24 protein-coding genes are annotated in these 25,303 nt (G+C 48.5%); 23 read left to right on the top strand and 1 reads right to left on the bottom strand.

Going from position 1 to position 25,303, the window contains the following annotated elements; all coding sequences use genetic code 11:
- Window positions 1-29 precede the first annotated feature (29 nt).
- Window positions 30-554, bottom strand: coding sequence for a DUF2529 domain-containing protein (locus tag K6T23_RS20615; RefSeq protein WP_238283185.1), 525 nt, complete (start codon window positions 552-554; stop codon window positions 30-32).
- A 189-nt stretch (window positions 555-743) separates the two neighbouring features.
- Between K6T23_RS20615 and K6T23_RS20610 the strand changes: the two genes are divergently transcribed.
- The 23 genes from K6T23_RS20610 to K6T23_RS20500 all read left to right on the top strand — a co-directional run bounded on the left by K6T23_RS20610 (window position 744) and on the right by K6T23_RS20500 (window position 25,227).
- On the top strand, window positions 744-1,106 hold the full coding sequence (locus K6T23_RS20610) for a response regulator (RefSeq protein WP_048004830.1): 363 nt from the start codon (window positions 744-746) through the stop codon (window positions 1,104-1,106).
- 178 nt (window positions 1,107-1,284) lie between these two features.
- Window positions 1,285-2,142 (top strand): class II fructose-bisphosphate aldolase, encoded by an 858-nt coding sequence (locus tag K6T23_RS20605; protein WP_053429664.1) that lies wholly within the window; start codon window positions 1,285-1,287, stop codon window positions 2,140-2,142.
- Window positions 2,143-2,311: 169 nt separating this feature from the next.
- Window positions 2,312-2,953, top strand: a complete 642-nt coding sequence (gene fsa / locus K6T23_RS20600) for a fructose-6-phosphate aldolase (RefSeq protein ID WP_238283184.1) — start codon at window positions 2,312-2,314, stop codon at window positions 2,951-2,953.
- A gap of 165 nt (window positions 2,954-3,118) precedes the next feature.
- Window positions 3,119-4,405, top strand: a complete 1,287-nt coding sequence (locus K6T23_RS20595) for a UDP-N-acetylglucosamine 1-carboxyvinyltransferase (protein ID WP_079514242.1) — start codon at window positions 3,119-3,121, stop codon at window positions 4,403-4,405.
- 137 nt (window positions 4,406-4,542) lie between these two features.
- Window positions 4,543-5,505 (top strand): class II fructose-bisphosphatase, encoded by a 963-nt coding sequence (gene glpX, locus K6T23_RS20590; RefSeq protein WP_053429661.1) that lies wholly within the window; start codon window positions 4,543-4,545, stop codon window positions 5,503-5,505.
- Between the two features lie 280 nt (window positions 5,506-5,785).
- Window positions 5,786-7,048 (top strand): transcription termination factor Rho, encoded by a 1,263-nt coding sequence (rho, locus tag K6T23_RS20585; RefSeq protein WP_048004835.1) that lies wholly within the window; start codon window positions 5,786-5,788, stop codon window positions 7,046-7,048.
- 168 nt (window positions 7,049-7,216) lie between these two features.
- Window positions 7,217-7,426 (top strand): 50S ribosomal protein L31, encoded by a 210-nt coding sequence (rpmE, locus tag K6T23_RS20580; RefSeq protein WP_048004836.1) that lies wholly within the window; start codon window positions 7,217-7,219, stop codon window positions 7,424-7,426.
- Window positions 7,427-7,649: 223 nt separating this feature from the next.
- The gene (locus tag K6T23_RS20575) at window positions 7,650-8,258 is read left to right on the top strand and encodes a thymidine kinase (RefSeq protein ID WP_238283183.1); all 609 of its coding nucleotides are present in this window, start codon (window positions 7,650-7,652) and stop codon (window positions 8,256-8,258) included.
- 108 nt (window positions 8,259-8,366) lie between these two features.
- On the top strand, window positions 8,367-8,813 hold the full coding sequence (locus K6T23_RS20570) for a hypothetical protein (protein ID WP_238283182.1): 447 nt from the start codon (window positions 8,367-8,369) through the stop codon (window positions 8,811-8,813).
- Between the two features lie 120 nt (window positions 8,814-8,933).
- Window positions 8,934-10,007, top strand: coding sequence for a peptide chain release factor 1 (gene prfA / locus K6T23_RS20565; RefSeq protein WP_053429659.1), 1,074 nt, complete (start codon window positions 8,934-8,936; stop codon window positions 10,005-10,007).
- Window positions 10,007-10,867, top strand: coding sequence for a peptide chain release factor N(5)-glutamine methyltransferase (gene prmC, locus K6T23_RS20560; RefSeq protein ID WP_238283181.1), 861 nt, complete (start codon window positions 10,007-10,009; stop codon window positions 10,865-10,867). The genes prfA and prmC overlap by 1 nt, the downstream gene beginning before the upstream one ends.
- Before the next feature lie 171 nt (window positions 10,868-11,038).
- Window positions 11,039-11,929, top strand: a complete 891-nt coding sequence (spoIIR, locus tag K6T23_RS20555; protein ID WP_238283180.1) for a stage II sporulation protein R — start codon at window positions 11,039-11,041, stop codon at window positions 11,927-11,929.
- Between the two features lie 98 nt (window positions 11,930-12,027).
- On the top strand, window positions 12,028-12,462 hold the full coding sequence (locus tag K6T23_RS20550) for a GNAT family N-acetyltransferase (protein ID WP_056539220.1): 435 nt from the start codon (window positions 12,028-12,030) through the stop codon (window positions 12,460-12,462).
- Between the two features lie 316 nt (window positions 12,463-12,778).
- Window positions 12,779-13,819: an L-threonylcarbamoyladenylate synthase gene (locus tag K6T23_RS20545; protein ID WP_420493482.1), complete on the top strand. Its 1,041-nt coding sequence runs from the start codon at window positions 12,779-12,781 to the stop codon at window positions 13,817-13,819.
- Between the two features lie 130 nt (window positions 13,820-13,949).
- Complete coding sequence (gene iolB, locus K6T23_RS20540) at window positions 13,950-14,753, top strand: 5-deoxy-glucuronate isomerase (protein WP_238283178.1); 804 nt, start codon at window positions 13,950-13,952, stop codon at window positions 14,751-14,753.
- 73 nt (window positions 14,754-14,826) lie between these two features.
- The gene (locus tag K6T23_RS20535) at window positions 14,827-15,879 is read left to right on the top strand and encodes a M24 family metallopeptidase (protein WP_238283177.1); all 1,053 of its coding nucleotides are present in this window, start codon (window positions 14,827-14,829) and stop codon (window positions 15,877-15,879) included.
- A gap of 14 nt (window positions 15,880-15,893) precedes the next feature.
- Window positions 15,894-17,210, top strand: coding sequence for a multi antimicrobial extrusion protein MatE (locus K6T23_RS20530; protein ID WP_238283176.1), 1,317 nt, complete (start codon window positions 15,894-15,896; stop codon window positions 17,208-17,210).
- 1,452 nt (window positions 17,211-18,662) lie between these two features.
- Complete coding sequence (locus tag K6T23_RS20525) at window positions 18,663-20,402, top strand: sensor histidine kinase (RefSeq protein WP_238283175.1); 1,740 nt, start codon at window positions 18,663-18,665, stop codon at window positions 20,400-20,402.
- On the top strand, window positions 20,395-21,948 hold the full coding sequence (locus K6T23_RS20520) for a response regulator (protein WP_238283174.1): 1,554 nt from the start codon (window positions 20,395-20,397) through the stop codon (window positions 21,946-21,948). Before K6T23_RS20525 ends, K6T23_RS20520 begins: the two co-directional genes overlap by 8 nt.
- A gap of 155 nt (window positions 21,949-22,103) precedes the next feature.
- Window positions 22,104-22,433, top strand: a complete 330-nt coding sequence (locus K6T23_RS20515; RefSeq protein ID WP_053429650.1) for a PadR family transcriptional regulator — start codon at window positions 22,104-22,106, stop codon at window positions 22,431-22,433.
- Complete coding sequence (locus K6T23_RS20510) at window positions 22,430-22,849, top strand: permease prefix domain 1-containing protein (RefSeq protein WP_238283173.1); 420 nt, start codon at window positions 22,430-22,432, stop codon at window positions 22,847-22,849. The genes K6T23_RS20515 and K6T23_RS20510 overlap by 4 nt, the downstream gene beginning before the upstream one ends.
- Window positions 22,846-23,487, top strand: coding sequence for a hypothetical protein (locus tag K6T23_RS20505; RefSeq protein ID WP_238283172.1), 642 nt, complete (start codon window positions 22,846-22,848; stop codon window positions 23,485-23,487). Before K6T23_RS20510 ends, K6T23_RS20505 begins: the two co-directional genes overlap by 4 nt.
- Window positions 23,488-23,916: 429 nt before the next feature.
- On the top strand, window positions 23,917-25,227 hold the full coding sequence (locus K6T23_RS20500) for an ABC transporter substrate-binding protein (RefSeq protein ID WP_238283171.1): 1,311 nt from the start codon (window positions 23,917-23,919) through the stop codon (window positions 25,225-25,227).
- The last annotated feature ends 76 nt before the right edge of the window (window positions 25,228-25,303 follow it).

Below are 25,303 nucleotides of genomic sequence, written 5' to 3'. Positions count from 1 at the left end.
TCGTCCCGCCATCATCAGGCGGGACGATTTCATTCTTCATATTCTGATAGAATCTCTTTGATCAGGAACGATAGGGCAAAATAAATATAGAGGGCAGCCATGCTTGAAGGGAAGCTGACCCTTTCCCCAATTTCTTCCCCGGGAAGTAGTCCTTTGATGACTTTCGTATCAACGTGGAAATCACAGATTTCCTCTAGGTTCTCATCTCCGGGCACCATACCGGAAATCCCTACGGACGGGATGCCTTTTTCTGCGAGACCGCGGGCGAAGGTCACGGCTTCTTCATCAGTGGAAAACCTGGTGACGATCAGGACGCGGTCGGCTTCCGTCAGCTCGGCGTCTTCGTGGTATCTTGCAGCTGAAGGCAGGGGCTCTGCGCCTGAAATGGCCTCAGCAGCCACGCCTTCCATTTCACCGAATGCCTGTATATAAATCGTTCCCTCTCCTATGGCAGCCTGGGCCAGCAGACGGGAGGAGTCTTCGATTTCGAATTCCTGCTTGCCGGAAATCCGCTGAAAGAGACCGGTCAGCTGAGTCGTGAACATCTTGATCATAATATGTGGATTCTCCTTATTTTCGAGTAATGGACTATACGTCATTATAAATGGGACGTGTGGAGAAGTAAAATGTTGTGGAAGAGAAGGATATTCCCCTTTGGCAGAGAATTACTTATAATAAAAGTTGGGCATCAGTGCAGGAACGTTTTTACATAACGACACCATAAACGGAGGGGATAGGGCTTTATGAACGAGAAAATACTAATCGTGGATGATCAATTTGGTATCAGGATTCTATTGAATGAGGTGCTTCAAAAGGAAGGATATCAAACATTCCAGGCCGCGAACGGGATACAGGCACTGGAAATTGTCGATCAGCATTCCCCCGATCTTGTCCTCCTTGATATGAAAATACCTGGAATGGATGGGATTGAAATCCTGAAGAGGATGAAGCAAAAGGACGATGGGATCAGGGTCATCATCATGACCGCCTATGGTGAGCTCGATATGATCCAGGAGGCGAAAGACCTTGGGGCTCTAACACATTTCGCTAAGCCGTTTGATATCGACGACATCCGCCGAGCCGTCAAACAGTATATCCCTGCCTAAAATTTGTTAGAAAAATAAAAATAGTAGTATTTTTAGCATTTCGTCTTCTCTGTTGGTAAAATCTATTCTGTTTTGGTATGATACAAGTGAAATTGTAAACAATGTCACGTGGTGCTATAACTAACACCGCCATCTCCAGATAGGATGGTATACTGACGGATAAAAGGAGGAAATAGTCATGCCTTTAGTGTCTATGAAAGACATGCTTATTCAAGCAAAAGAAAAAAACTATGCAGTTGGTCAGTTCAACCTGAACAATCTTGAGTTCACTCAAGCGATCCTGCAAGCTGCAGAAGAAGAGAAATCACCTGTCATTCTAGGTGTTTCTGAAGGTGCGGCACGTTACATGAGCGGATTCAAAACAGTTGTGAAGATTGTTGAAGGTCTTATGGAAGACTTGAACATCACTGTACCTGTTGCAATCCACTTGGACCACGGTTCAAGCTTCGATAAATGTAAAGAAGCGATCGACGCTGGCTTCACATCTGTTATGATCGATGCTTCGCACGGTCCTTTCGAAGAAAATATCGAAATCACTTCCAAAGTGGTTGAATATGCTCACTCAAAAGGTGTTTCTGTTGAAGCTGAACTTGGAACAGTGGGCGGTCAAGAAGATGATGTCATCGCTGATGGCGTAATCTATGCTGACCCTAAAGAGTGTCAAGAACTAGTAGAACGTACTGGTATCGATACACTTGCTCCAGCTCTTGGTTCTGTTCACGGTCCTTACAAAGGTGAACCAAACCTAGGGTTCAAAGAAATGGAAGAAATCGGAGCAGCTACTGGTGTTCCTCTAGTTCTTCACGGTGGTACTGGAATTCCGACAAAAGATATCCAAAAAGCGATCTCTTACGGAACTGCTAAAATCAACGTGAACACTGAAAACCAAATCGCTTCAGCTAAGAAAGTACGCGAAGTACTTGCTGCTGATTCTGAAGTATACGATCCACGTAAATACCTCGGACCTGCTCGCGAAGCAATCAAAGCGACAGTAATCGGTAAAATGCGTGAATTCGGTTCTTCTAACCAAGCGTAATCAATAAGGTCAAAAGTAGGAAAAGCGTGCCGTCAGGTTAGTCTTTTCCCTTTTGTGGTATGTATAGAATGCAGATGGATGGGACTGGCACCAGTGGAAACGACTGGTCCAGTCCTTTCCGTTCATTTAAGTTGATTGAAAATTTTGTCGAAACCTGGGGGAGAGGGAAATGAAATTTTTTATTGATACAGCGAACCTGGACGAAATCAGAGAAGCGTACAACTGGGGGATCGTGTCTGGTGTGACGACGAATCCATCTTTGGTGGCAAAGGAAAAAGGGGTGACCTTTGAAGAACGCCTCAAGGAAATCACAGAGCTCGTACCGGGATCTGTCAGCGCAGAAGTCATTGCGCTAGATGCTGAAGGAATGATCAAGGAAGGGCTGGAACTGGCCAAGATCGCTCCGAATATCACGATCAAATTGCCGATGACCCCGGATGGGCTAACGGCAGCATCTACTTTTGCTAAAGAAGGAATCAAGACCAATGTGACGTTAATCTTCAGTGCGAACCAAGCACTCCTTGCCGCCCGTGCAGGTGCTACCTACGTTTCGCCTTTTTTAGGAAGACTAGATGATATCGGGCATGACGGTCTTGAACTGGTATCGAAGATTGCTGAAATCTTTGCCATCCACGGTCTTGAAACAGAGATTATCGCGGCGTCCACCCGCCATCCGCAACATATTACGGAAGCGGCGCTCCGGGGGGCACATATTGCCACTGTCCCTCTCAAAGTGCTCAAGCAGCTGTTCCATCATCCACTGACGGATAAAGGGATTGAAGCGTTCCTGGCAGACTGGAACAACCGCTGACTCTGCGTTATAGTAAAGAGTGGAATTTTTTTCGAGCAAATCATACATGATTTGACGAAAGATGTATACACTAGTAGACAATACTTCTTAGACGGTTCGCTTATGGAAAATTAATCCTTTTGGCTAGCAGGCTGAAACCTGTACAGCAAGGAAGGGAGTTTAACTATGGAAAAGCTTAAAATTGCAGGCGGCTATCCGCTTGAGGGGACCATCAAGGTAAGTGGGGCGAAAAACAGCGCCGTCGCCCTGATCCCGGCTACCATTCTGGCCGATTCCCCTGTGACGATTGAAGGGCTTCCGGATATCTCAGATGTACGGACGCTCAAAGACCTCCTTGAAGAAATCGGGGGTACGGTCAGCCTCGGTGATGATGGAGAAATGAATGTCGATCCATCCAGCATGGTGTCCATGCCTCTGCCGAGTGGAAAAGTGAAAAAACTTCGTGCTTCCTACTATTTGATGGGTGCCATGCTTGGACGCTTCAAGAAAGCCGTCATTGGCCTGCCTGGGGGATGCCACCTTGGACCCCGTCCCATCGACCAGCATATCAAAGGCTTTGAGGCCTTGGGGGCCGAAGTGACGAATGAGCAGGGAGCCATCTATCTCCGTGCTGATGAACTCAGAGGCGCCAGGATCTATCTTGATGTGGTGAGCGTAGGAGCCACTATCAACATCATGCTTGCTGCCGTCCGGGCAAAAGGCCGTACGGTCATCGAAAACGCGGCCAAAGAACCGGAAATCATCGATGTGGCTACGCTTCTATCGAATATGGGTGCGAAGATCAAAGGGGCGGGAACTGACGTGATCCGGATCGATGGAGTCGATGAGCTTCACGGATGCCGCCACACGATCATCCCTGATCGGATCGAAGCCGGGACATTCATGATCCTCGCCGCTGCCGTCGGCAAAGGCGTATTGGTCGATAATGTCATTCCTCTCCATATGGAATCCGTCATCGCCAAGCTCAGGGAAATGGGTGTACCTGTCGAGACGAACGATGATCAGATTTTCATCGGCAGGGCGGACAAGCTCAAAGCCGTCGATGTGAAGACCCTCGTCTACCCTGGTTTCCCGACAGACCTCCAGCAGCCGTTCACGACCCTCCTGAATAGGGCGGAAGGTTCAGCTGTGGTGACTGATACAATCTATTCTGCGCGGTTCAAGCATATTGACGAGCTCAGAAGGATGAATGCAACGATCAAGGTTGAGGGGCGTTCCGCCATCGTCAATGGACCTGTACAACTGCAGGGAGCCAAGGTGAAGGCAAGTGACCTTCGCGCTGGTGCGGCTCTTGTCATTGCCGGACTCATGGGGGAAGGCGTCACGGAAGTCACAGGGTTGGAACATATCGATCGCGGTTACAGCGACCTCGTCGAAAAGCTCGAAGGATTGGGTGCAACCATCTGGAGAGAGAAGATGACCGAGGAAGAATTGGAACAACTAAAATCGTAAAAACAATTATTTCAGAAAAATGACTCTCGCTCCCGTTTGAATGTGATACAATAAATCTGTCATTAGGTTATACAATTTAAGCTGTTTCGCTTCATAGGCGGAAGGCTCACATAAACGGGAATGGGAGGCTTTTATTCATGGAGAGAAGTTTATCGATGGAACTTGTACGGGTGACGGAAGGCGCCGCGCTTGCATCAGCTCGCTGGATGGGACGCGGTTTGAAGGATGAAGCAGACGACGCTGCAACATCTGCCATGAGGGATGTATTCGATACGGTACCGATGAAGGGAACGGTCGTCATCGGTGAAGGCGAGATGGACGAAGCGCCTATGCTGTATATCGGAGAAAAGCTCGGGACAGGCTATGGTCCGCGCGTGGATGTAGCCGTCGATCCCTTGGAAGGGACGAATATCGTCGCTTCCGGTGGATGGAACGCACTTGCGGTCCTGGCTGTTGCCGATGATGGCAATCTGTTGAATGCTCCTGATATGTACATGGACAAAATCGCCGTCGGGCCAGAAGCCGTCGGGCAGATCGATATCAACGCGTCCATCCTGGACAACCTGAAAGCTGTCGCCAAGGCAAAGAACAAAGACATCGAGGATGTAGTGGCAACGGTCCTGAACCGTGAACGCCATCAGCATATCATCCAGCAGCTCAGGGACGTCGGATGCCGGATCAAACTCATCAATGATGGGGATGTTGCAGGTGCCATGAACACGGCCTTTGACCATACGGGTGTGGACATTCTCTTCGGATCGGGTGGAGCTCCTGAAGGGGTCCTCGCTGCTGTTGCATTGAAGTGCCTTGGAGGAGAGATCCAAGGGAAGCTGCTTCCTCAAAATGATGCCGAACTGCAACGATGCATCGGTATGGGCCTAGATGTCGACAAGATCCTTCGCATGGAGGACCTTGTATGCGGAGATGACGCCATCTTCGCGGCTACGGGTGTCACCGATGGGGAGCTCCTGAAAGGTGTCCAGCTGAAAGGTGCCTACGGGTTGACCCACTCGGTCGTCATGCGTGCCAAATCCGGAACCGTACGATTCATCGATGGAAGGCACAGCCTCCAAAAGAAACCGAATCTCGTCATGAAATAAGAGTCTCATACAGGATGAAGGGCAGAAGTGGTTCTGCCCTTCATTACTTCTGTGTGTTGCCGCATGCTCTTTCTTCACCATTTTCCTTCCTTCATTCCCCTATACGGATTAACCATCCGGCCGAAACGGCATCTTGCGTAAATGGATGAGTATAGGTACAATGAGTAAGGTTTTCACTTCAGCTAGAACTCATTTTAACTGCTTCATTCATCATTTCTTCAGTCATTTCCTCAAAACCTATGCCCTTTAGAAGGACAAATTAATAAAGCGTGGTGTCATTATGGAAGAATTAACGATTTCCAGCTTGGAAAATATGAAGCTGAAAGAGCTTTATGAGCTGGCCAAACAATACAAAGTTTCATATTATAGTAAATTAACGAAAAAAGAGCTTATTTTTGCCATCCTTAAGGTTAGGGCGGAACAGGAAGGCTTCTTCTTCATGGAAGGAGTACTAGAGATCATCCAGTCAGAAGGCTTCGGATTCCTTCGACCGATCAACTATTCACCAAGTTCTGAGGATATTTATATCTCTGCTTCACAGATCAGACGCTTCGATCTGAGGAATGGGGATAAAGTGTCTGGTAAAGTGCGTCCTCCAAAAGAGAACGAGCGCTATTTCGGACTGCTTCAAGTAGAGATGGTCAACGGGGAAGAACCGAATGCAGCGAAGGAACGCGTTCATTTCCCGGGACTTACTCCTTTATATCCTGATCGCCAAATTAAGCTAGAAACCACGCCGAACAAAATCTCGACGCGCATCATGGATCTGATGGCGCCTGTCGGTTTCGGTCAGCGTGGATTGGTCGTTGCCCCGCCTAAAGCGGGTAAAACGATGCTCATCAAGGAGATCGCCAATTCCATTACCACGAATCATCCGGAAGCGGAGCTGATCATCCTCCTCATCGACGAACGTCCTGAGGAAGTGACAGACATCGAGCGTTCCGTTGAAGCGGAAGTGGTCAGCTCGACCTTCGATGAAGTGCCTGAGAATCACATCAAGGTAGCAGAGCTTGTCCTTGAACGTGCAATGCGTCTCGTGGAGCATAAGCGCGATGTCATCATCCTCATGGACAGCATCACCCGTCTGGCACGTGCCTATAACTTGGTCATTCCACCAAGCGGACGTACCCTTTCAGGAGGGATCGACCCGGCGGCATTCCACCGTCCGAAGCGCTTCTTCGGTGCGGCGCGTAATATCGAAGAAGGCGGAAGCCTCACGGTGCTTGCCACGGCTCTTGTTGATACGGGATCTCGTATGGATGATGTCATCTATGAAGAGTTCAAAGGTACGGGCAACATGGAGCTTCACCTTGATCGTTCACTCGCTGAACGACGCATCTTCCCGGCCATCGACATCCGTCGCTCGGGTACGCGTAAGGAAGAACTCCTTATTCAGCCAGACCATCTCGATAAACTGTGGGCCATCCGTAAAGCCATGTCGGATCAGCCTGATTTTGCCGAGAAACTCATGCGTAAAATCAAACAGACGAAGACGAACGAAGAGTTCTTCAACGTGTTGGCTGATGAAGCGAAAAAAAGATAACGGGGTTGCAAGATAGGGACGACCTTGTTATAATATAATCAATGTGTTTTGAATAACTGGATGTGGTAAGGGGCTGGCTTTTTAACGGCTTATGCTCATATCACATATTTATCTTCGTAAATAAATTACTCTGTCTCAGATGATTCAGGGCGGAAGGAGATGAACGTAATGAAACAAGGAATTCATCCAAAGTACAACACAATCACTGTGAAATGTGCATGCGGTAACGAATTTGAAACTGGTTCAGTAGCAGAAGAAATGCGCGTTGAGGTTTGTTCTGAATGCCATCCATTCTACACTGGCCGTCAGAAATTCGCGGATGCTGGTGGACGTGTTGACCGTTTCAACAAAAAATACGGTCTTAAATCTAACCAATAATGAAATGGAAGGGCGTCGTCCCTTCTATTCCAGAACAGGCAAGGATGTTCATGCTTGCCTGTTTTTTATTAGCCCATTTTACGATTTCGGGCGGATTAACAGGACAAAAGTCGGGCATGGAGCGTTTCGTGCCTCTTTTTTTCTGGAAAAATCACCTGAATTATTCGTTTACATATAGGCATGCTTAACATAAGGATGAAACAGGGAAAGGAGCGACGCTTTCGTGTATGTCATGAAACAGACCGGTTGGGTTGAAGTCATTTGCGGCAGTATGTTTTCGGGTAAATCGGAAGAGCTGATCCGCCGGGTCAGACGGACTCAATTTGCCAAACAGGAAATTGCCGTATACAAACCAAAGTTGGATAACCGCTATAGTGAGGAATCCGTGGTGTCCCATAATGGAACATCCGTGATTGCCAAAGCCATGGAGAATGCAAGCAGCATCTTGGAAGATCTGAATCCAAAGGTGGACGTTGTCGCCATCGACGAAGTGCAGTTCTTTGACGATGCCATCGTCGGAGTAGCCCAAAAGCTTGCCAACAGTGGGTATCGCGTAATCCTGGCAGGGCTGGATCAAGATTTCCGGGGGGAGCCATTCGGACCGATGCCGGAACTCCTGTCCATTGCCGAGCAAGTGACGAAGCTGCAAGCCGTCTGTGCCGTCTGCGGATCACCGGCAAGCAGAACTCAGCGTCTCATCAACGGCGAACCTGCATGCTATGATGATCCCATCATCCTTGTCGGCGCATCGGAAGCTTACGAGCCGAGATGCCGCCATCATCATGAAGTCCCGACTGGAGTCAGTGTGACTCAGGATATGCTCAAGAACTGACCGTCTCTGTCCGAGGCGGTTTTTTTGTGGTCATATTTTTCCATGAATCCTGTGACTGTATACCTCGAGTGAATAGGGAAAACCTAACCATCAGGAGGTGTTTGGAAGATGAAGAACATCATCTTTTGTCTATGTAGCGGTGTGGTCCTCTTTACAGCGGGCTGTGGGGTGAATCAGGAATCCGGATTTGGAACAAACGAAGATCAAAACGGTACCCGATTCGTGAACAACCACAAGAATGGGCTGAAACAATCTGATCGTAACGTCCAGGATATGTCGAATGGGAATCCGAACTTTCCCAACCTGTCCAGTCAGCCGGGTGCTACGTCATCATCCATGGGTCAGTATGTCGATAAAGCGCGTCAAGTGGTGGCGTATGAGTCATCCTTCGAACCGGATGAAGTATGGATCAACGGCGATCAGATGTGGGTCACGGCTCACACTCGGAAGCGGATGGGCCATTCGGAATTGGATAAAAACGAAGCCATGCTCAAAGAAGAGCTTGAGAGGGCACTGCCCCGTTTTCATATGAACGTCAAGATCACGGAACAATAGCCTATTTCGACAAGCAGGAGCAGGTCCTGCTTGTCTTCTTCCAATTGTGAACCATCTTGTGTTTACCTAATCGGTATAATATAATTAGACTGTTATGGACTAAAATTGAGGTGAATAGCTGTGTATGATCGTTTACAAGCAGTGGAAGATCGCTATGACAAGCTGAACGAATTGCTGAGTGATCCGGAAATTGTGAATGACCCTAAGAAGCTAAGAGAATATTCAAAAGAACAATCTGATATCCAGGCAACAGTGGAAGCTTATCGTGAATATAAAGAATTGAATCAACAGTACAAGGACGCCAAAGCCATGCTCGAGGACAAACTGGACGCCGATATGCGCGAAATGGTGAAGGAAGAAGTATCGGAACTCGAGGAGCAGATCACAGCCCTTGAAGAGCGCCTTAAGATCCTCCTCATCCCTAAAGACCCGAATGATGACAAGAACGTTATCATGGAGGTAAGGGGCGCAGCAGGTGGAGATGAAGCCGCTCTATTTGCAGGTGACCTTTATCGCATGTACAGCCGTTTCGCTGAAAGCCAGGGCTGGAAGATCGAAGTGATGGAAGCGAACTCTACCGGTGTGGGCGGATACAAGGAAATCATCTTCATGATCAACGGGAACGGTGCTTATTCCAAAATGAAGTATGAGAACGGAGCCCATCGTGTACAGCGCGTACCTGAAACGGAATCAGGGGGCAGGATCCATACGTCCACAGCCACCGTCGCGTGCCTGCCGGAAGCAGAAGAAGTCGAAGTCGATATCCATGATAAAGATATCCGCGTCGATACCTTTGCATCCAGTGGACCAGGAGGGCAGAGTGTCAACACGACCATGTCGGCCGTGCGCCTGACTCACTTGCCAACCGGTGTCGTTGTATCCTGTCAGGATGAAAAGTCCCAGATCAAGAACAAAGAAAAGGCCATGAAGGTCCTGCGCGCACGTGTGTATGATAAATTCCAGCGTGAAGCACAGGCTGAATATGATGCCACACGTAAGTCCGCAGTCGGTACGGGAGACCGCTCGGAGCGTATCCGTACGTACAATTTCCCTCAAAACCGCGTAACCGATCACCGCATCGGCTTGACGATCCAGAAGCTCGATCAGATCCTGGAAGGCAAGATGGATGATGTGATCGATGCCCTGATCATTGAAGACCAATCCAAGCTTCTTGAACGGATGGAAGAAGTCTGATGCCGTCGGTATTCGAAGCCCTGAGATGGGCTTCTTCTTTTTTAAAGGAGAACGGACGGGATGAGAATGCGGGCGAGCTCTATCTCCGCCATCTGTTGGATATGTCACGGGCAAGGCTATTTGCCGAGCAGAAAACGGTGTTGGAAGACTCATTATGGGAGGAGTTCCGGAGTGGCATGGATGCCCACGTATCCGGGATTCCGATCCAGCATTTGATCGGTATCGAGGAATTCTATGGACGTTCTTTCACGGTGAACCGTCACGTGTTGATCCCGCGGCCCGAGACCGAAGAGCTTGTGTATTACAGCCTTGAGCGGATGAAAAGGCTGTTCAACGGCTCCCATACCATCCAGGCCGCCGATATCGGAACGGGGAGCGGTGCCATCGCGATTTCCCTTGCTCTCGAGTACGATGGAGATATGAACGTAAGGGCAGTGGATGTTTCAGCGGATGCCCTGGAGGTGGCCAAAGGAAATGCAGAGCGCCTGGAGGCGGATGTGACATTCTATCATGGTGACCTGCTTCAGCCGTTGATGGAAGAAGGAGTCGCCCTCGACGTGTTGCTTTCCAACCCTCCATATATCCCCCTTTCCGACCGTGAAACATTGTCGGAGGTGGTAGTGGATCATGAACCGTCCCTGGCCCTTTTTGGTGGAGAAGACGGATATGACCTGTATCGCCGGTTCATGGAAGGCTTGCCTCGCATCATGAACGAACGATTCCTCATCGGCTTCGAGGTCGGTGCTGGACAAGGAGAGACAGTGGCTGAAATGCTTACACAAGCATTTCCACGATCGTCCGTTGAAGTCGTCATGGATATCAACGGAAAGGACCGGATGGTTTTCTGTGAGCAAGCATAGCAAGTGCCCCTTTCTTCTAAGAAGTCAGGGGCGCTTTTGATTTACCCAGCTGATAGATTGAAAGACTGGTAGTATCTGACCTGTAAGCGGAAAGAAAAGAAAAAATCATTTTACTAGTTTAAGATGTCCCCACCTTGTCCACAATGTGACTAAGGGAAGGTGGAGAGAAACATGAAAACAAAACAATTGGTATTAAGCTACTTACTCATTCTATCAGTAGGCACGATCTTGAGTTTATATATTCCGAAGCAAGAAGCCGTAACAAGTGCGCAGGAAACCGTCATGATCCCGGAGGATGCGATCAGGCTAAGGATTTTGGCCAATAGTGACCGGGATGAAGATCAAAACGTCAAGCGTCTCGTCCGCGATGAGGTCAACAAGGAAATAACCAGCTGGGTATCCGAGCTTCAGGATAAGGAAGAAGCCAAGAGCGTCATCAAGGAAGGACTACCGCAATTGAAGGAAATCGCCCAGGACGTGTTGAAGGAAGAAGGAGTAAGCCAGAGTGTAGCCATCGAATTCGGTAAGGTCGATTTTCCTACCAAGCTTTACGGTCAGTTCCTCTATCCTGCAGGTGAATATGAAGCCGTCCTGATCACCCTCGGCAAAGGAGAAGGAGCAAACTGGTGGTGCGTCCTGTATCCACCTCTATGCTTCCTGGATTTCTCTACCGGGAATGCCGTCAGCAGCCAAGGATTTGAAACGAAAGTGGAAGCGAGCGGAAAGGAAGTCACAACAGCGGATGACCGTGTGATGGCAGACCCAGAAATAAAGCAAGATACAATGCCTGAAGCGGACGCTCAAGCAGATGAGCAGGAAGACTCTCCTGCAAGTGAACCAGAGGAGAAGGCAACACAGAATGGCGATAAAGATGCCATCGTGGAAGAACCAGCCGTCAAAGCGGAGAAGCACCTAACCGAAGAAATTCAAACGGACGCTGCACAGGTGAACGTATCTGATGCAGAGGAAACTCAGAATCAGCCGGTATTTGCCGAAGAGGAGGAAGAGGAAGTCGAAGTCCGTTTCTTCATCGTCGATATGGTCAAAGGACTATTCCAATAAGCCTGAAGAGAGCCGATATGGCTCTCTTTTTATGTTCTACTTTCTCTAGCTACTCATACACTTACAGTAAGGATGATAGAAAAGGGAGGACAATCACTATGTCGAAGACCATTCGTCAGGCTGTGATCGCCGACGCACTGCCGATCATTGCCTTTTTAAAGCAAGCGGACTTAAGCACGGAAGGCGTATACGGGAGCATCGACCGCTTCCTTGTCGTAGAGAATGAAGAGGGAGACATCATCGGTACATTGGGAATCGAGACCCGCGGTAAAGTGGGGCTGCTGCGTTCCCTCGTCGTCACGCCGTCATTTAGCACTGAAGAGTTATTTGCCCTTTTCCAGGAAAGCTTGAAACTCGCCAAAGAAAAGGAAATTGAACGGCTCTATCTCATTACGAACCGCCAGGCTTCACTGCGTTTCTTTCACCTCTTGGGATTCAGTGAAAGTTCCTTTGTAGATGATTTAGCTGGATTCGTCCACGCGCAGAAGTTATCCACTGTGGATAACTGCATGGTCATGAAGCTGGATATGTGAAATTGTTCTTTATAATGAACGAATGCTAATAAGAGTTAAAGTAGGGACCGTTTTACCCCTGATGAGGCTACTTTCTAACCGCAAGAGAAAAAATTAATGACGAAACAATTGATGTTTTCAGAAATTATACACACTCATCCACAGGGTTATCCACAGTCAAAGGTCGATTGTACACGGATTGTGGATAGCACTTGAGAAATTCACTCTTTTCTTTTATACTTTCAAAAGAGCAATCGTATAGAAAGCTTATTTATGAAGGGTTTATCCCCATCCAGTGAATAAGTGGCCAAGCGAATGAAAAAGGTGGATGAACACGATGATGAAAATTTGGAATGTGGAAAACGATGTGGGTAACCAAAAAAGTTATCCACAGATTGTGGATGCAGCTGCCCATTTACGTAAAAATGAAACAGTAGCTTTTCCGACAGAGACCGTCTATGGCCTTGGAGCAAATGCTACCTCTGATGAAGCCGTGGAGAAAATCTTCCTTGCCAAAGGTCGGCCATCGGATAATCCACTCATTGTCCACATTGCGAACAAACAACAGTTGAATGAACTGGTCGAGGAGATCCCGGATAAGGCGCATCTGCTTATGGATGCATACTGGCCGGGTCCCCTCACCTTGATCTTTAAAAATAAACCAGGCGTTTTCTCTAAACGTGTAACCGCCGGTTTGGATTCCGTGGGAATCAGGATGCCGGACCATCCTGTTGCCCTATCCCTCATCGAAGAAAGCGGACTTCCCATCGCTGCACCGAGTGCCAACCGGTCCGGCAGGCCGAGTCCGACAACGGCCCATCATGTCATTGAAGATCTTGATGGGAAGATCGCCGGTGTCGTCAATGCTGGTGAAACGGGCGTCGGGGTGGAATCGACGGTTGTGGATTGCACGTCGGATATCCCTGTGGTCCTCCGTCCAGGAGGCGTCACGAGGGAGCAGCTTGAAGAAGTAGTGGGCCGGGTAGACGTGGATCCTTCATTGAAGGAAGGGAAAGGTGCGCCGAAGTCCCCGGGAATGAAGTATACCCATTATGCACCGGACGCCCCCGTCTACCTTGTAGAGGGAATCGGTGAAGACATCCAGAAGCTTGTTGATGCCAGGAAGCGGGAAGGATTGAGAGTGGGAGTCCTGACCACGGAGGAATCTGCTTCTCTTTATGAAGCCGAGGTCATCTTGACAGCGGGATCCAGGAACGACCTGCTCAGCGTCGCTCATCATTTGTATGACACGCTGAGAGCGTTCAACAAATATGAACTCGATATCATTTATTCCGAAGTGTTCCCGGAAGAGGGCGTCGGTCTCGCGGTCATGAACCGTCTGCAAAAAGCAGCCGGCCACCGCATTCTTCGTCCTTGATGAGAAGATGATCCCGGTTTGTTCAAATCCGGGATCATCTTTTTTCACTTCTGTTCATTTATGAGTTGAAACATTCTGACTAATCACGTATACTTCAAAATAACAACGTTGTTATTTTAAGGGGGATGGCATGATGACACGATTCATCAAAGCAAGTGATCAAAAAGGCTACCAGGATATCTTCGGAGAAGGCTATGAGCATCTCGAATTCCTTTCATTCGGAAAGCTCCAACTTGATGAAGGAGAGGAATTTTCAGGGCAGACAGGCGACTATGAGCATGCTCTTGTCATATTGACAGGTAAGGCTAGCGTTGGGGCAGACGGAGAAGAATGGACGGGTCTCGGCGGTCGTTCTTCCGTGTTCGAAGGCCAGGCGACGACCGTGTATGTGCCGATTCAGTCTTCTTTCAGTGTGAAGGCGGAATCAGACGTCAAGATTGCCGTCTGCAAGGTGAAGGCCGAAAATAAATTCGCACCGTTCGTCGTCGGTCCGGATCAAGTCACGGTTCATAAGCGCGGGGAAAAGCAGTGGAACAGGACCGTCTATGACATTCTTGCTGACAATGCAGATGGCAAGGTGGACCGCATCGTCCTCGGGGAAACGATCAATGATGAAGGTCAGTGGTCAGGCTATCCACCTCACAAGCATGACGGGGAGTTTGCTCCCGAAGAACCGAATCTCGAAGAAATCTACCATTATCAGGTTGATCCCGAACAAGGCTTCGGTGTTCAGCACCACTACACGAAAGACGGCTCTATCGACACCGCCTATCCGATTCGCCACGGGGATAGCTTTGCCATTGATGTAGGCTATCATCCCGTCGGAAGCGCCGGCGGTTATAGAGTGTATTACCTATGGTTCATGGCCGGAGAAACCGGACGCAAGCTCAATCCATTCGAAGACCCTGATCATAAATGGCTTCACGACAAATAAGATCCAACGGTTCTGCACCGAAATGTGCAGGACCTTTTTTCACGAAAATCACGAAAAGAATGGAAGTGGCCAAATGAATTTGTTTCAACAGAAAGTGAAAGCACTCAGGAAGGCTCTCGCAGAAAGCCATACAAAAGCGGTCCTTCTCACACAGCAAAAAAATGTATCATGGCTGACAGGTGGGAGAAGTCATGTCAACCCGGCAACAGAAAGAGCCGTGGCCTCCATCCTCCTGACAGGGGAAGACATTACCTTGTTTGTGAACAATATAGAGAGCAAGAGACTGATCGAGGAGGAGTTCGGCTCACATTTCGATGACGTTCGGGAGTTTCCCTGGTATGAGCCCCTTTCACTGGAGGGCTATACGACTGATCAGGAGCTTGAAGGAATCCTGCAGCCCCTGCGGACCGTGGTTCTTTCTGGTGAGAAGGAAGAGGTGAAGACGTTCGGGAAAGAAACGGGTGCGGCCATCGAGAGTGCAGCCTTCCATCTTACAAGGGGGATGACAGAGTTCGAAGTAGCCGGACTCATGGCGAGAGCCTGCTGGGAAAGGGGAATCGAGCCGGTGGTGAACCTCGTGGCTGCAGATCGCCGGGTGTTTACGAGAAGGCATCCACTGCCGACGAATACAGTGATTGACGAGTACGTTATGCTTGTCCTGTGTGCCCGGAGGAATGGAAGGTTCATGTCTGTCTCGCGCTTGGTCCATTTCGGCAATCCGGGCGGAGATCTCACAAGGAGACATGAAGCTGTCACCACCATTGATGCGCGCATGATCAATGCCACCCGTTCCGGTGCTGATTTCGCTCACCTTTTCAGCGAAATGAAACAGGCGTATGAAGATACAGGGTTCCCTGATGAATGGACGTTCCATCATCAGGGTGGATTGAGCGGATTCGCCTCCCGTGAGCAGCTCCTTCTTCCCGGACTTTCGGCAAAATCTGTGAAAAATGATCAGATTTATGCTTGGAACCCAAGTGTAGCAGGAGTAAAATCAGAAGATACCATTCTAGTGGAAGATGAACCAAAGATTCTCACTTTCACGGGTGACTTCCCTGTGGAAACGGTTCAGCTGGATGGAGCACAACAAGAGCGGCCCGCCATCCTGGTGAGGCGCCGACTTTAGAAAGAAGGGGTAAAGTGGACCAATCCACACGATTCACCTATGGGAAACTTGCAGCATTCTTCATTCCTCTCGGCTTTTCCGCGAGCTTGACGTCTCTCACACACATCATTATCAATGGCACGCTGAGCAGGGGGGAGAATGCGGCATTCATTATTGCCTGCTACGCCGTGGCCCTTTCGCTATTCGGTATCGTAGAACGGCCGATCATTGTGTTCCGGCAGACGTGCTCGACCCTTGTGAAGGACCGTCCTGGATTTAAGAAATTAAATATGTTCATGCTTATTGTGATTGCCCTGCTTGCAGGATTCAGTCTGCTATTGGCTTATACCTCTGTAGGGGATTGGGTATATGTGACCCTTTTCAATGCCGATCTCAATATGGTCTCGACCATTTCGGACACGTTTAAAGTAATCTTCCTTGTTATCATATTTTCCGGGGTAAGAGGAATCTATCAGGGGATTATCATTAGTCAGCTTGAAACCAAGTGGCTTTCGATCATGGTCGTTGTTCGGCTGTTCCTCATGTTTTTGGCCGCCTATTTGTTTGTTGCATTTGATCATGTAACGAGTATGGCGGGTGCCATGATCTTTCTCATCGGGATGATGGTGGAATGTGCCATCAGTGTTTGGAAGGGAAACGGTCTTCTGAAAACCTATTACCCCGCGAAAGGTCCGGGTCTGACTATTAAGGAGATTTCGCAATTCTACACGCCCCTTGTTTTTTATTTTGTCATTCAGACCTTTTTAATCCCGATTATTTATATCTTCCTTTCTCAGTCACAAAATATTGAAATGAGTATCGCTTCCTTTGCCCTTGCCTATAGTATCGTGAATTTACTCTTAAGCTTTTTTATGTACACGCATCAGCTCGTTCTGCAGCTGTATGATAAGAACAAGAAAAAGGTGATCAGATTTTTCTCCTTTGTGAGCCTATTGCCTTCTTTTCTTCTGATCATTCTCTGCTATACGCCGATTGGAGATGTCTTCATGAGCTCGGTGATGGGAGCGGATCCAGAACTATCCAAGACTACACTCTATGTCATGCAGTTCTTTCTCTTCAAAACGCTTGTTTTCCCTTGGGTGGACTTTTTGAATGGCTTCCTGATGCTGAAGCGGTTGACAAAGAAAATGCTCATGGCTCAGGTGATGAATATTGTGGCTGCTGTTGTATGTCTCACCCTGCTTGTTTATATGGTTCCGCAGTGGAATGGTACAAACGGGGCCATTGCCGTTTCGATTGGGGAATTGGTCGGTCTTTTCGCTGTGATATATATTGTCCGTAAAGCATCAGGGGCTCTGGGCGAAGAGGCTGGTCTTAAGAAGGAAGCTTGAGGGCTTTCTTCTTTTTTTGGTTTTTGAAGGAGACCGTTCCTTTTGGCTTCCATGTACTCTTTGATTTTCGATAGGAATCGTGGTGGGGTGGACTGGTATTGAAATTCATGTCATATAGAATGGACCGGTGAATTTTATAGATATGTGGTAGGTGTAGGCCTTGCCTCCCTCTGGGGAACACTAGAATTCTTTTAAAAAAGGAAGAATTGAAAAAGAGATCGTTCCTTTACGCTACAGGCGCTTGCTTTCCAGCGGGGAGGGCGGTGAGCCTTCTCGTGCCTGCGGGGTCTCCCCGCACCTCCTTTTCCGCGGGAGTCAAGCGCCTTCCGCTTCAATGCACTCTTTGGTTTTGGGGGAGATAGTGGAGAGGAGGTTGGTAGTGAAACCGGATCATTTAGAATGGTACCGAAAATGTTATTAGTGGTGTAGAAGGTAAGGGTTTCCTCTGGAAAATATTAGAATTCTTTTAGAAAAGTGAGAGTTGGGAATAGATCGTTCCTTTACGCTGCAGGCGCTTGCTTTCCAGCGGGGAGGACGGTGAGCCACCTCGTGCCTGAGGGGTCTCCCCGCACCTCCTTTTCCGCAGGAGTCAAACGCCTTCCGCTTCAATGCACTCTTTGGTTTAGGGGGAGATAGTGGTGAGGAGGCTGGTAGTGAAACCAGATCATTTAGAATGGTACCGAAAATGTTATTAGTGGTGTAGAAGGTAAGGGCCTCCTCTGGAGAATATTAGAATTCTTTTAGAAAAGTGAGAGTTGGGAAGAGACCGTTCCTTTTCGCTGCAGGCGCTTGCTTTCCAGCGGGGAGGACGGTGAGCCTCCTCGTGCCTGCGGGGTCTCCCCACACCTCCTTTTCCGCGGGAGTCAAGCGCCTTCCGCTTCAATGCACTCTTTGGTTTTGAATGAGAGAGTGGTAAGGTAGACCGGTTTCAAAAAACAATTTTTAGAATGGTGCCCGGTTCCTTTTTCGCTTCAATGACCTCCTTGCTTCTGGATGAAAGGTTGATAGGGAACCCCCTTGTCAAACCCTTCTGAGTAGAACGCGCAACCCGGTCATTTTAATCTAGCCCGTTTAGTATTCTCTAATTCAATATGAGAACTCTCCAACTACGTACAGGTAAATCAAAACTCTACTTTCAGCATCAAAGAGTGAAGTGAAGCGGAGGGTGGCGGACTCCTGCGGAAAAGGCAGGTAGGTGAGACCCTGCAGGCGCAGCCGAAGCGGCTCACCACCGGCCCCGCGGAAAGCGGCCACCCGCAGCGAAACGGAACGCTCCCCATATTATCTCACTCAAAGCAAATACATGGGTGAACCATGAGATTTGAACACCATTCTTTCGTCTCCTAAATCATCGTAATCCTAGCAAGCTAGCGGATCCGCCCAAAAAAGTAAGCGTTCTCACGATCAGGAAGCGATGATATAATAGACGGAAACGATCGGAGGAGCCAGGGCATGCAGATCAAACCTATATTCCGAAACTTGAAAATCCGCAACAAAATATTTGCAGTCTCCCTCCTCCTCCTCACCATATTCGGCCTCTTGGGAATCATCAGCTACCAATTCTTCACCAGCATGTACGAAGACAGGATCTCGGAGGAATCGGCTGCCATGCTCCAACTTTCCTCCACCGTCCTCGACGAAGAACTGGCAGGCGTTGAAGATCTATCCTTCCAGGTCATCACGGACGACCAGGTCCAGAAAGATCTCCGCATCATCCAAGATAGCGACGTCAATATTGACATCTATCAGGCGAAAGTCCGCCTTCAGGAACGGCTCCTTTACTTTGCCACCTCAGAACCCTACATCGCCGCCATCCAGGTCATCGACAGTACAGGCTCAAAATACACGTACGGATTCAATACCAAGGTAGAACTTGATAAGAAAGAAATTCTCCCCATCGTCGCTGCCTCCAAAGGGTCCAATGTATGGTCGAAGAATAAAGAAGAGGAAAACATCATTTCCTCTGCGCGTCTCATCCGTTCAAAGGAGAATCTCGAGCTCAAGAAAATGGGCTATTTGATCATATCCGTTGATATGAACAAACTGATCGAGGAAGCCCTTAATTTTTCCCCGAACAAAAACTTCATCATCACCAATGGGGATGAGATCTTCTATCAGAATCCGGATAGTGAAATCGGGCCCATCCGAACGCCAGATGAGGAAAGAGGGAACGGGTATGAGAATGAGCGCGTCAATGGAAAAGATTATATGACCACCTATGTGCATTCGCGCTTTTCCGATCTTACCTATTATCATTTCCTTCCGTTCAGTGATATCACCCAGCAGAATGCCGTCGTGAAGAGTATCATGATCTTCACCTTCATCTCCATGTTCATCCTCTCCATCATCGTAAGCAGGAAGGCGGCAGAATTCATCTCGAAGCCACTCGAGAATTTGTCGAGGAATATGAAAGAAGTGCAATCGGGGAACTTTGAACACGGCCTTGAGCGGACAGAGACAGAAAATGAAGACGAGATCGGTCTCCTTCACTCCAACTTCCGCATCATGATCGATAAGATCAATGAGCTGATCAAGGAAAACTATACAAAGCAGCTTATGATCAAAGAAACCGAGTATAAGGCGCTGCAGGCGCAGATCAATCCACATTTCCTCTACAACACCCTTGATTCCATCAACTGGATGGCGAGGATCAGCCAACAAAAGAAGATTTCCGTCATGGTGGAGGCCCTGGGTAATATGATGAGAAATATCATCAGTAAGAAAGAAGCCCTTGTGACCCTGAAGGATGAGATGGAAATCGTGAAGCATTACGTCACCATCCAGGAATATCGGTTTGAAAATCGATTGAAATTCTCATCCCACAGCTTATTGGATTTGGAGAGCCACTTGATCCCGAAGCTCAGTATCCAGCCAATCGTCGAAAATGCCATGGCCCATGGTCTCGAGGAGATGACCTCCCAGTGCGAAATCAATGTTTATATATATCCGAAGGGCAGGGAGATCGAGATCGTTGTCGAGGATAACGGTCCGGGGATGAGCGAGGAACGCATCCAGGCGATCTACAGGGGAGAGATCCACTCCAAAAGCTCAGGCATAGGACTGAAGAATATCATTGAACGGATCAAGCTCATGTTCGGTGAGGAATACGGGGTCAGGATCGAGTCGACCCCGGGTGTCGGGACAAAAGTGAAGATCATCATACCTTATAGCGGAGGTGAAGGACATGTATAGCGTGTTGATTGCAGATGATGAGCTGAATATCCTGGAGGGGATCGCAGCCCTCGTGCGCTGGGGAGAGTGCGGAACGGAATTGACGTACAAGGCGCATAATGGGGTGATGGCCTACGAGTGGATCCGGGAAAACCCCGTCGATATCGTCATTACTGATATCAAGATGCCAGGGATGAACGGGGTGGAGCTCATCCAGAAGGTTCACGCTATCCATCCCCATATCCGGTTCATCGTCCTCTCGGGTTATGATGAGTTTGAATATGCAAAAGGGGTCATGGAGTATAACGTCAAGCATTATCTTCTGAAGCCGAGCAACGAAGAGAAGATAGAGGAGGCCCTTCAACAAATCGTAGAGGGGCTTGATGAAGAAAAGCAGAAGCAGGAGGTCTATCAGGAAATCCAGCAAAGTCTGCACAGGGTCCTTCCCATCGCTAAGGAACAGTTCCTCAAGGATTACCTTACGGGAAAGACCTATTGGCCGGAAGACTGGGAGCACTACGGGAAGCTCTTTGATCTCAGGGAAGAGACGTACCGGATTCTTGTATTCCATCTTGATGATGATCATGACATCGATGAGCGCTTCGTTTTGAAGGAAGCACTGACGAACGAGCTGTTGAAGCATCACCACATCATCCTGTCCACTATCACCGGAGAGCGCATCCTGCTCCTCATTGAAGGAGAAGCCGCCGGAGAACGGGAGCTCATCGAACATATCAAGGAGTTCAGGAAAGAGTATTCCACATATTATCGTAAAACGTTTACCACGGCTTTAAGTGAACCGAGCACGCCGGAAGGACTGAAAGAAGCATACGGGGAGACGATCTCCTGCTTGTCCCAAAGTTTTTATCTGGGGAATAACAGTATCCTGACGACAAGGGACGTAAGGGATGAGGCCGTCAGCAATGATACCCTCCTTTTTGATCACGATGAGTTCCTCTATATGCTGAAAAGTGGAAACGTGGAAGAGGCCGAGTGCCATCTGAGGCATTTTTTTATCGAGATCGACGAGAAGCGCTATCCCGTCAATGTATTGAAATCCCACTGCATTGAGCTGTTCATGCTCATGATTCGTCAGTCACAAAGGATGGATGATCTCCTCAAAGACGTGATGATCGTCAGCAACCTGGATTCCTTCGAAGAATTGAGGAGTTTCATCGAAAATGCAGCACGTGACATTGCAGGCGAGCGGTTTCAGCGGAATAAGGTCTCACAGAGCAGCATCATCCAGCGCATGATGGACTACGTGGATGAGCATCTATCTGATCCCGACCTCTCCCTCTCTCAGGTGGCCAACGACGTCCTCTATATGAACTCAGACTATATCGGCAAGCTGTTCAAAAAGGAAAAAGGAGAGAAATTCTCCAACTACCTGTTGGATAAAAGAATCCAAAAAGCGGTAGACCTCATGGAACGCAGCGGGGAGATCAAGGTCTTCGAAGTCGCCGAGGCGGTGGGCTTCGGTAATAACCCGAGGTATTTCGGACAGGTGTTCAAGAAGTATGTCGGGGTGACACCAAAGGAGTATTTAAACAGGGAACAGGTTTGATTATGAAGAGAGGGGGGTGATCCATTTGAGGTTGCCTCCTTTTTACATGAAAAATTACTTTGACACATAGAGTAATAAATCGTAAAATTACTCTATGAGATATACCAATGTAAAGGAGCTTCTATAGTAGAACCCTTTTCTGAACGGAGTGAACGATCATTCGAAGCGACAGTATCCGGGGTCATCTGGACTCCATCATCCTGCGTCTGATCTTTGAAGAGGATCAGTATGGATATGAAATTTCAAAGCAGATCAGCGAACGGACCGACGATCGCTTCCAGATCAAGGAAGCGACCCTGTATGCGGTCTTCCAGCGCCTCGAGAAAAAAGACCTCATTGAATCCTATTTCGGTGATGTCTCCCATGGAGGAAAGCGGAAATATTATCGCATCACCACATTGGGCAGGGCCTATTTAAGGGAAGCGGCAGCAGAATGGAAACAGACGAAAGAAATCATAGATGTGTTCATGGAGGGGTTAAATTGAGGAAGATTCAGCATCATGTAGAGGACTTGTTTGACGATGTGCCCTACAGTGAGAGAACAGAAGCGTTGAAACTGGAAATCATCCAGAACCTTGAGGAAAAGGTCTATGACCTGATGGCAGAGGGCAAGGAAGAAGAAGATGCCATCAACAAAGCCATCGTCGATTTCGGCGATATCAAGGATCTGAAGCGGGAGCTCGGTGTAGGGGAGACCCTTCCCACAGCCAAAAAGGATATGACGAAGATCAATCTCGGTTTTTCCATTTGGGGAAGCGCCTTGATCATCGCCCTCTTCGTGTTCATCAATTTCTACTATACCCCGAAGACCATCTGGTTCGTCTATCCGACATTTGCCATCCTTTGGTGGCCGCTCTCCATGTATTATTACAGACTGAGGAAAAAAGGTTGGCGTAAATGAAAAGGCAGCATATCGCGTTTGCCATTGGGGGAGGTGCGCTCATCGTCATCTTCCTGACGTTGACGAACATCTTTGTACTCCGGCATCCCGACCTCATCTGGACCCTTTACCCGGCATATGCCATGATCCTCTGGCCGGTCTCTGTTTTTTTTACCCGAAAAGGGAGATACAAGGTGTTTTCATACCTCGTCAGCTTCATCCTTGTCCTGTATTTGGTCATTGAGAACATGAGGACCACGCCTCATTATCCGTGGGCCCTTTATGCCGTTTTCCCCATCATCGGCTGGTCGGTCTTTACCGTACTCGGCAGATGGGCAAGGACCTATGCAGCCTCGTGGATCGGAAGCGCCGTCGCCATCTTGTACTACACCGGACTCAACCTGTTCCTCGAGCCGGGCCATCCATGGGCCGTCTACCCGGCCTTCGTCTTCCTATGGTGGCCATTGTCCATGTACTATGCAAAAACGAAGAGGCACCTCGAATTCTCCATCATCGCCTCCATATACATCAGTGCATTCTTCATCACCGTCAACACCATCACCACCCCCCACGAAATCTGGGCCATCTACCCAATCTTCGCCATCACCTGGTGGCCGCTCAGCATGTACTTTTACTATTATAAGAGGAATGTTGAGTGACGGATCAAGAGGTATAAAATAGTGCTTTTTTAGGCTCCATTGTAGAGGTCTATTCTCTATCAATAGGGGTCTTTTTTTATAGGCACGGTAGGATTGATCCTTCAGAGTGGATTGGAGCGGAAGGCACTTGACTCCTGCGGGAAGGAGGAAAGCTCGAGACCCCGGAAGCGCAGCTGAGGAGGCTCGACTTCCTCCCCGCGGAAAGCAAGTGCCTGCAGCGGAAAGGAACGGACCGCTTTAGGGATCGATCCCTACAAGTTCGCGGAAATCAACAGCGGTATTAGGTAGTAGAAAAACGTTCCAAGGAAAAAACAAAGTCTGTTTTTTATACAAAGATATCTGAAAATTTTATTTAATCAATTATCCTAATCCATTAAGATAAAACAAGACATAAGAAAACGCTTTCAATATAAAGGGAGGTTCAAAGGGATGAGATGGAAACCGATAGTAATGAAAACCATGGCACTGGGATTGGTGTTGACGACGTTCCTCGCAGGATGTTCTTCTTCAACAGGGAGTTCATCAGACAGCAAGGACGGCAAGACGAAGGACGGCAAAGTAGAACTGAGAATGACATGGTGGGGCTCTCAAAGCCGTCATGACCAGACACAGGAGATCATCAAGAAATTCGAAGAAGAAAATCCGGATATCAAGATCACTTCTGAATTCACGGGCTTTGACGGATACTTCGAGAAAATGGCCGCTCAGGCAGCGGGGAACAACCTGCCTGATATCATGCAGCAGAACTTTGGGGAGTATCTCAATCAGTACGCCGATAAGAACCTTCTCGCAGACCTCTCTGAATATGTGGAAGACGGCACCATCAACGTAGATGGCGTAAGCGACATCATCATGGATTCCGGGAAGCAGGGAGATAAGGTTCTTGGAATTCCGACAGGGACCAACGCCCTCACCGCATTCTACAATGTCGACATGCTGAAGGAAGTCGGAGTAGAGAACTTGGATGGCAACTGGTCTTGGGATGAGTATATGGATATCGCTAAAAAAGTCCATGAAAAGACCGGTGAATTTGGAACCAGACTCATGGAACCTAAGAACCTATTCGAATATTATTTGAGGGAAAAAGGTCAGAAGCTCTTCAGCGAAGACGGAACGGCTCTTGGCTATAAAGATGATAAGCTGCTGAGCGATTACTTTGAAATGAACAAGAAGATGGTCGACGAGGGAGTAGCACCTGGTTACGACACAATCCAACAGATCAAAGGGGTGGAAGATGAGCTCATCGTTCACGGCAAAGCGCCATTTGATTTCCGTTGGTCCAACCAGGCCACGGCCCTTGACAGTGCAAGTGAACAGGAGCTTGCCATGACCCTTCTTCCGGGTGACAACAACAGGGAAGGGATGTTCCTGAAACCTGCCATGCTCTGGTCGGTAAGTGAAAACTCCAAGCATAAGGAAGAGGCAGCGCGCTTCATCGACTTCTTTACGAATAATATTGAAGTGTATGAAATCGGTGGGTCCGACCGTGGAGTGCCGATCAAAGAAGAGATCCGTAATGAAATGGCCAGTACACTGAGCGAGACGGACAAAAAAGTATTCGATTATATCGAAATGGTGACCGACAACAGTTCTCCGATCGATTCCAACTATCCTCAACAGGCGTCAGAAGTACTAGGTGCCCTGCAGGAAGTGGATGAGCTCGTCATGTACGGTCAGCTGTCACCAAAAGACGGAGCAAAAGAATTCCGCAAGAAAGCAGAAAGCATCCTGGGCAGGTAAGCTTATCCCCATAGCATTTGTTACGGCCCGGCGAACCTGACCGGGCCGCCATTATTCCATCATATTGAAGAAAGGG

The sequence above is a fragment of the Rossellomorea marisflavi genome, from assembly GCF_022170785.1.
Classification (GTDB): domain Bacteria; phylum Bacillota; class Bacilli; order Bacillales; family Bacillaceae_B; genus Rossellomorea; species Rossellomorea marisflavi_B.
The sequence above is the reverse complement of the archived record's forward strand: the minus strand, read 5'-3'. Positions and strand labels throughout refer to the sequence as shown.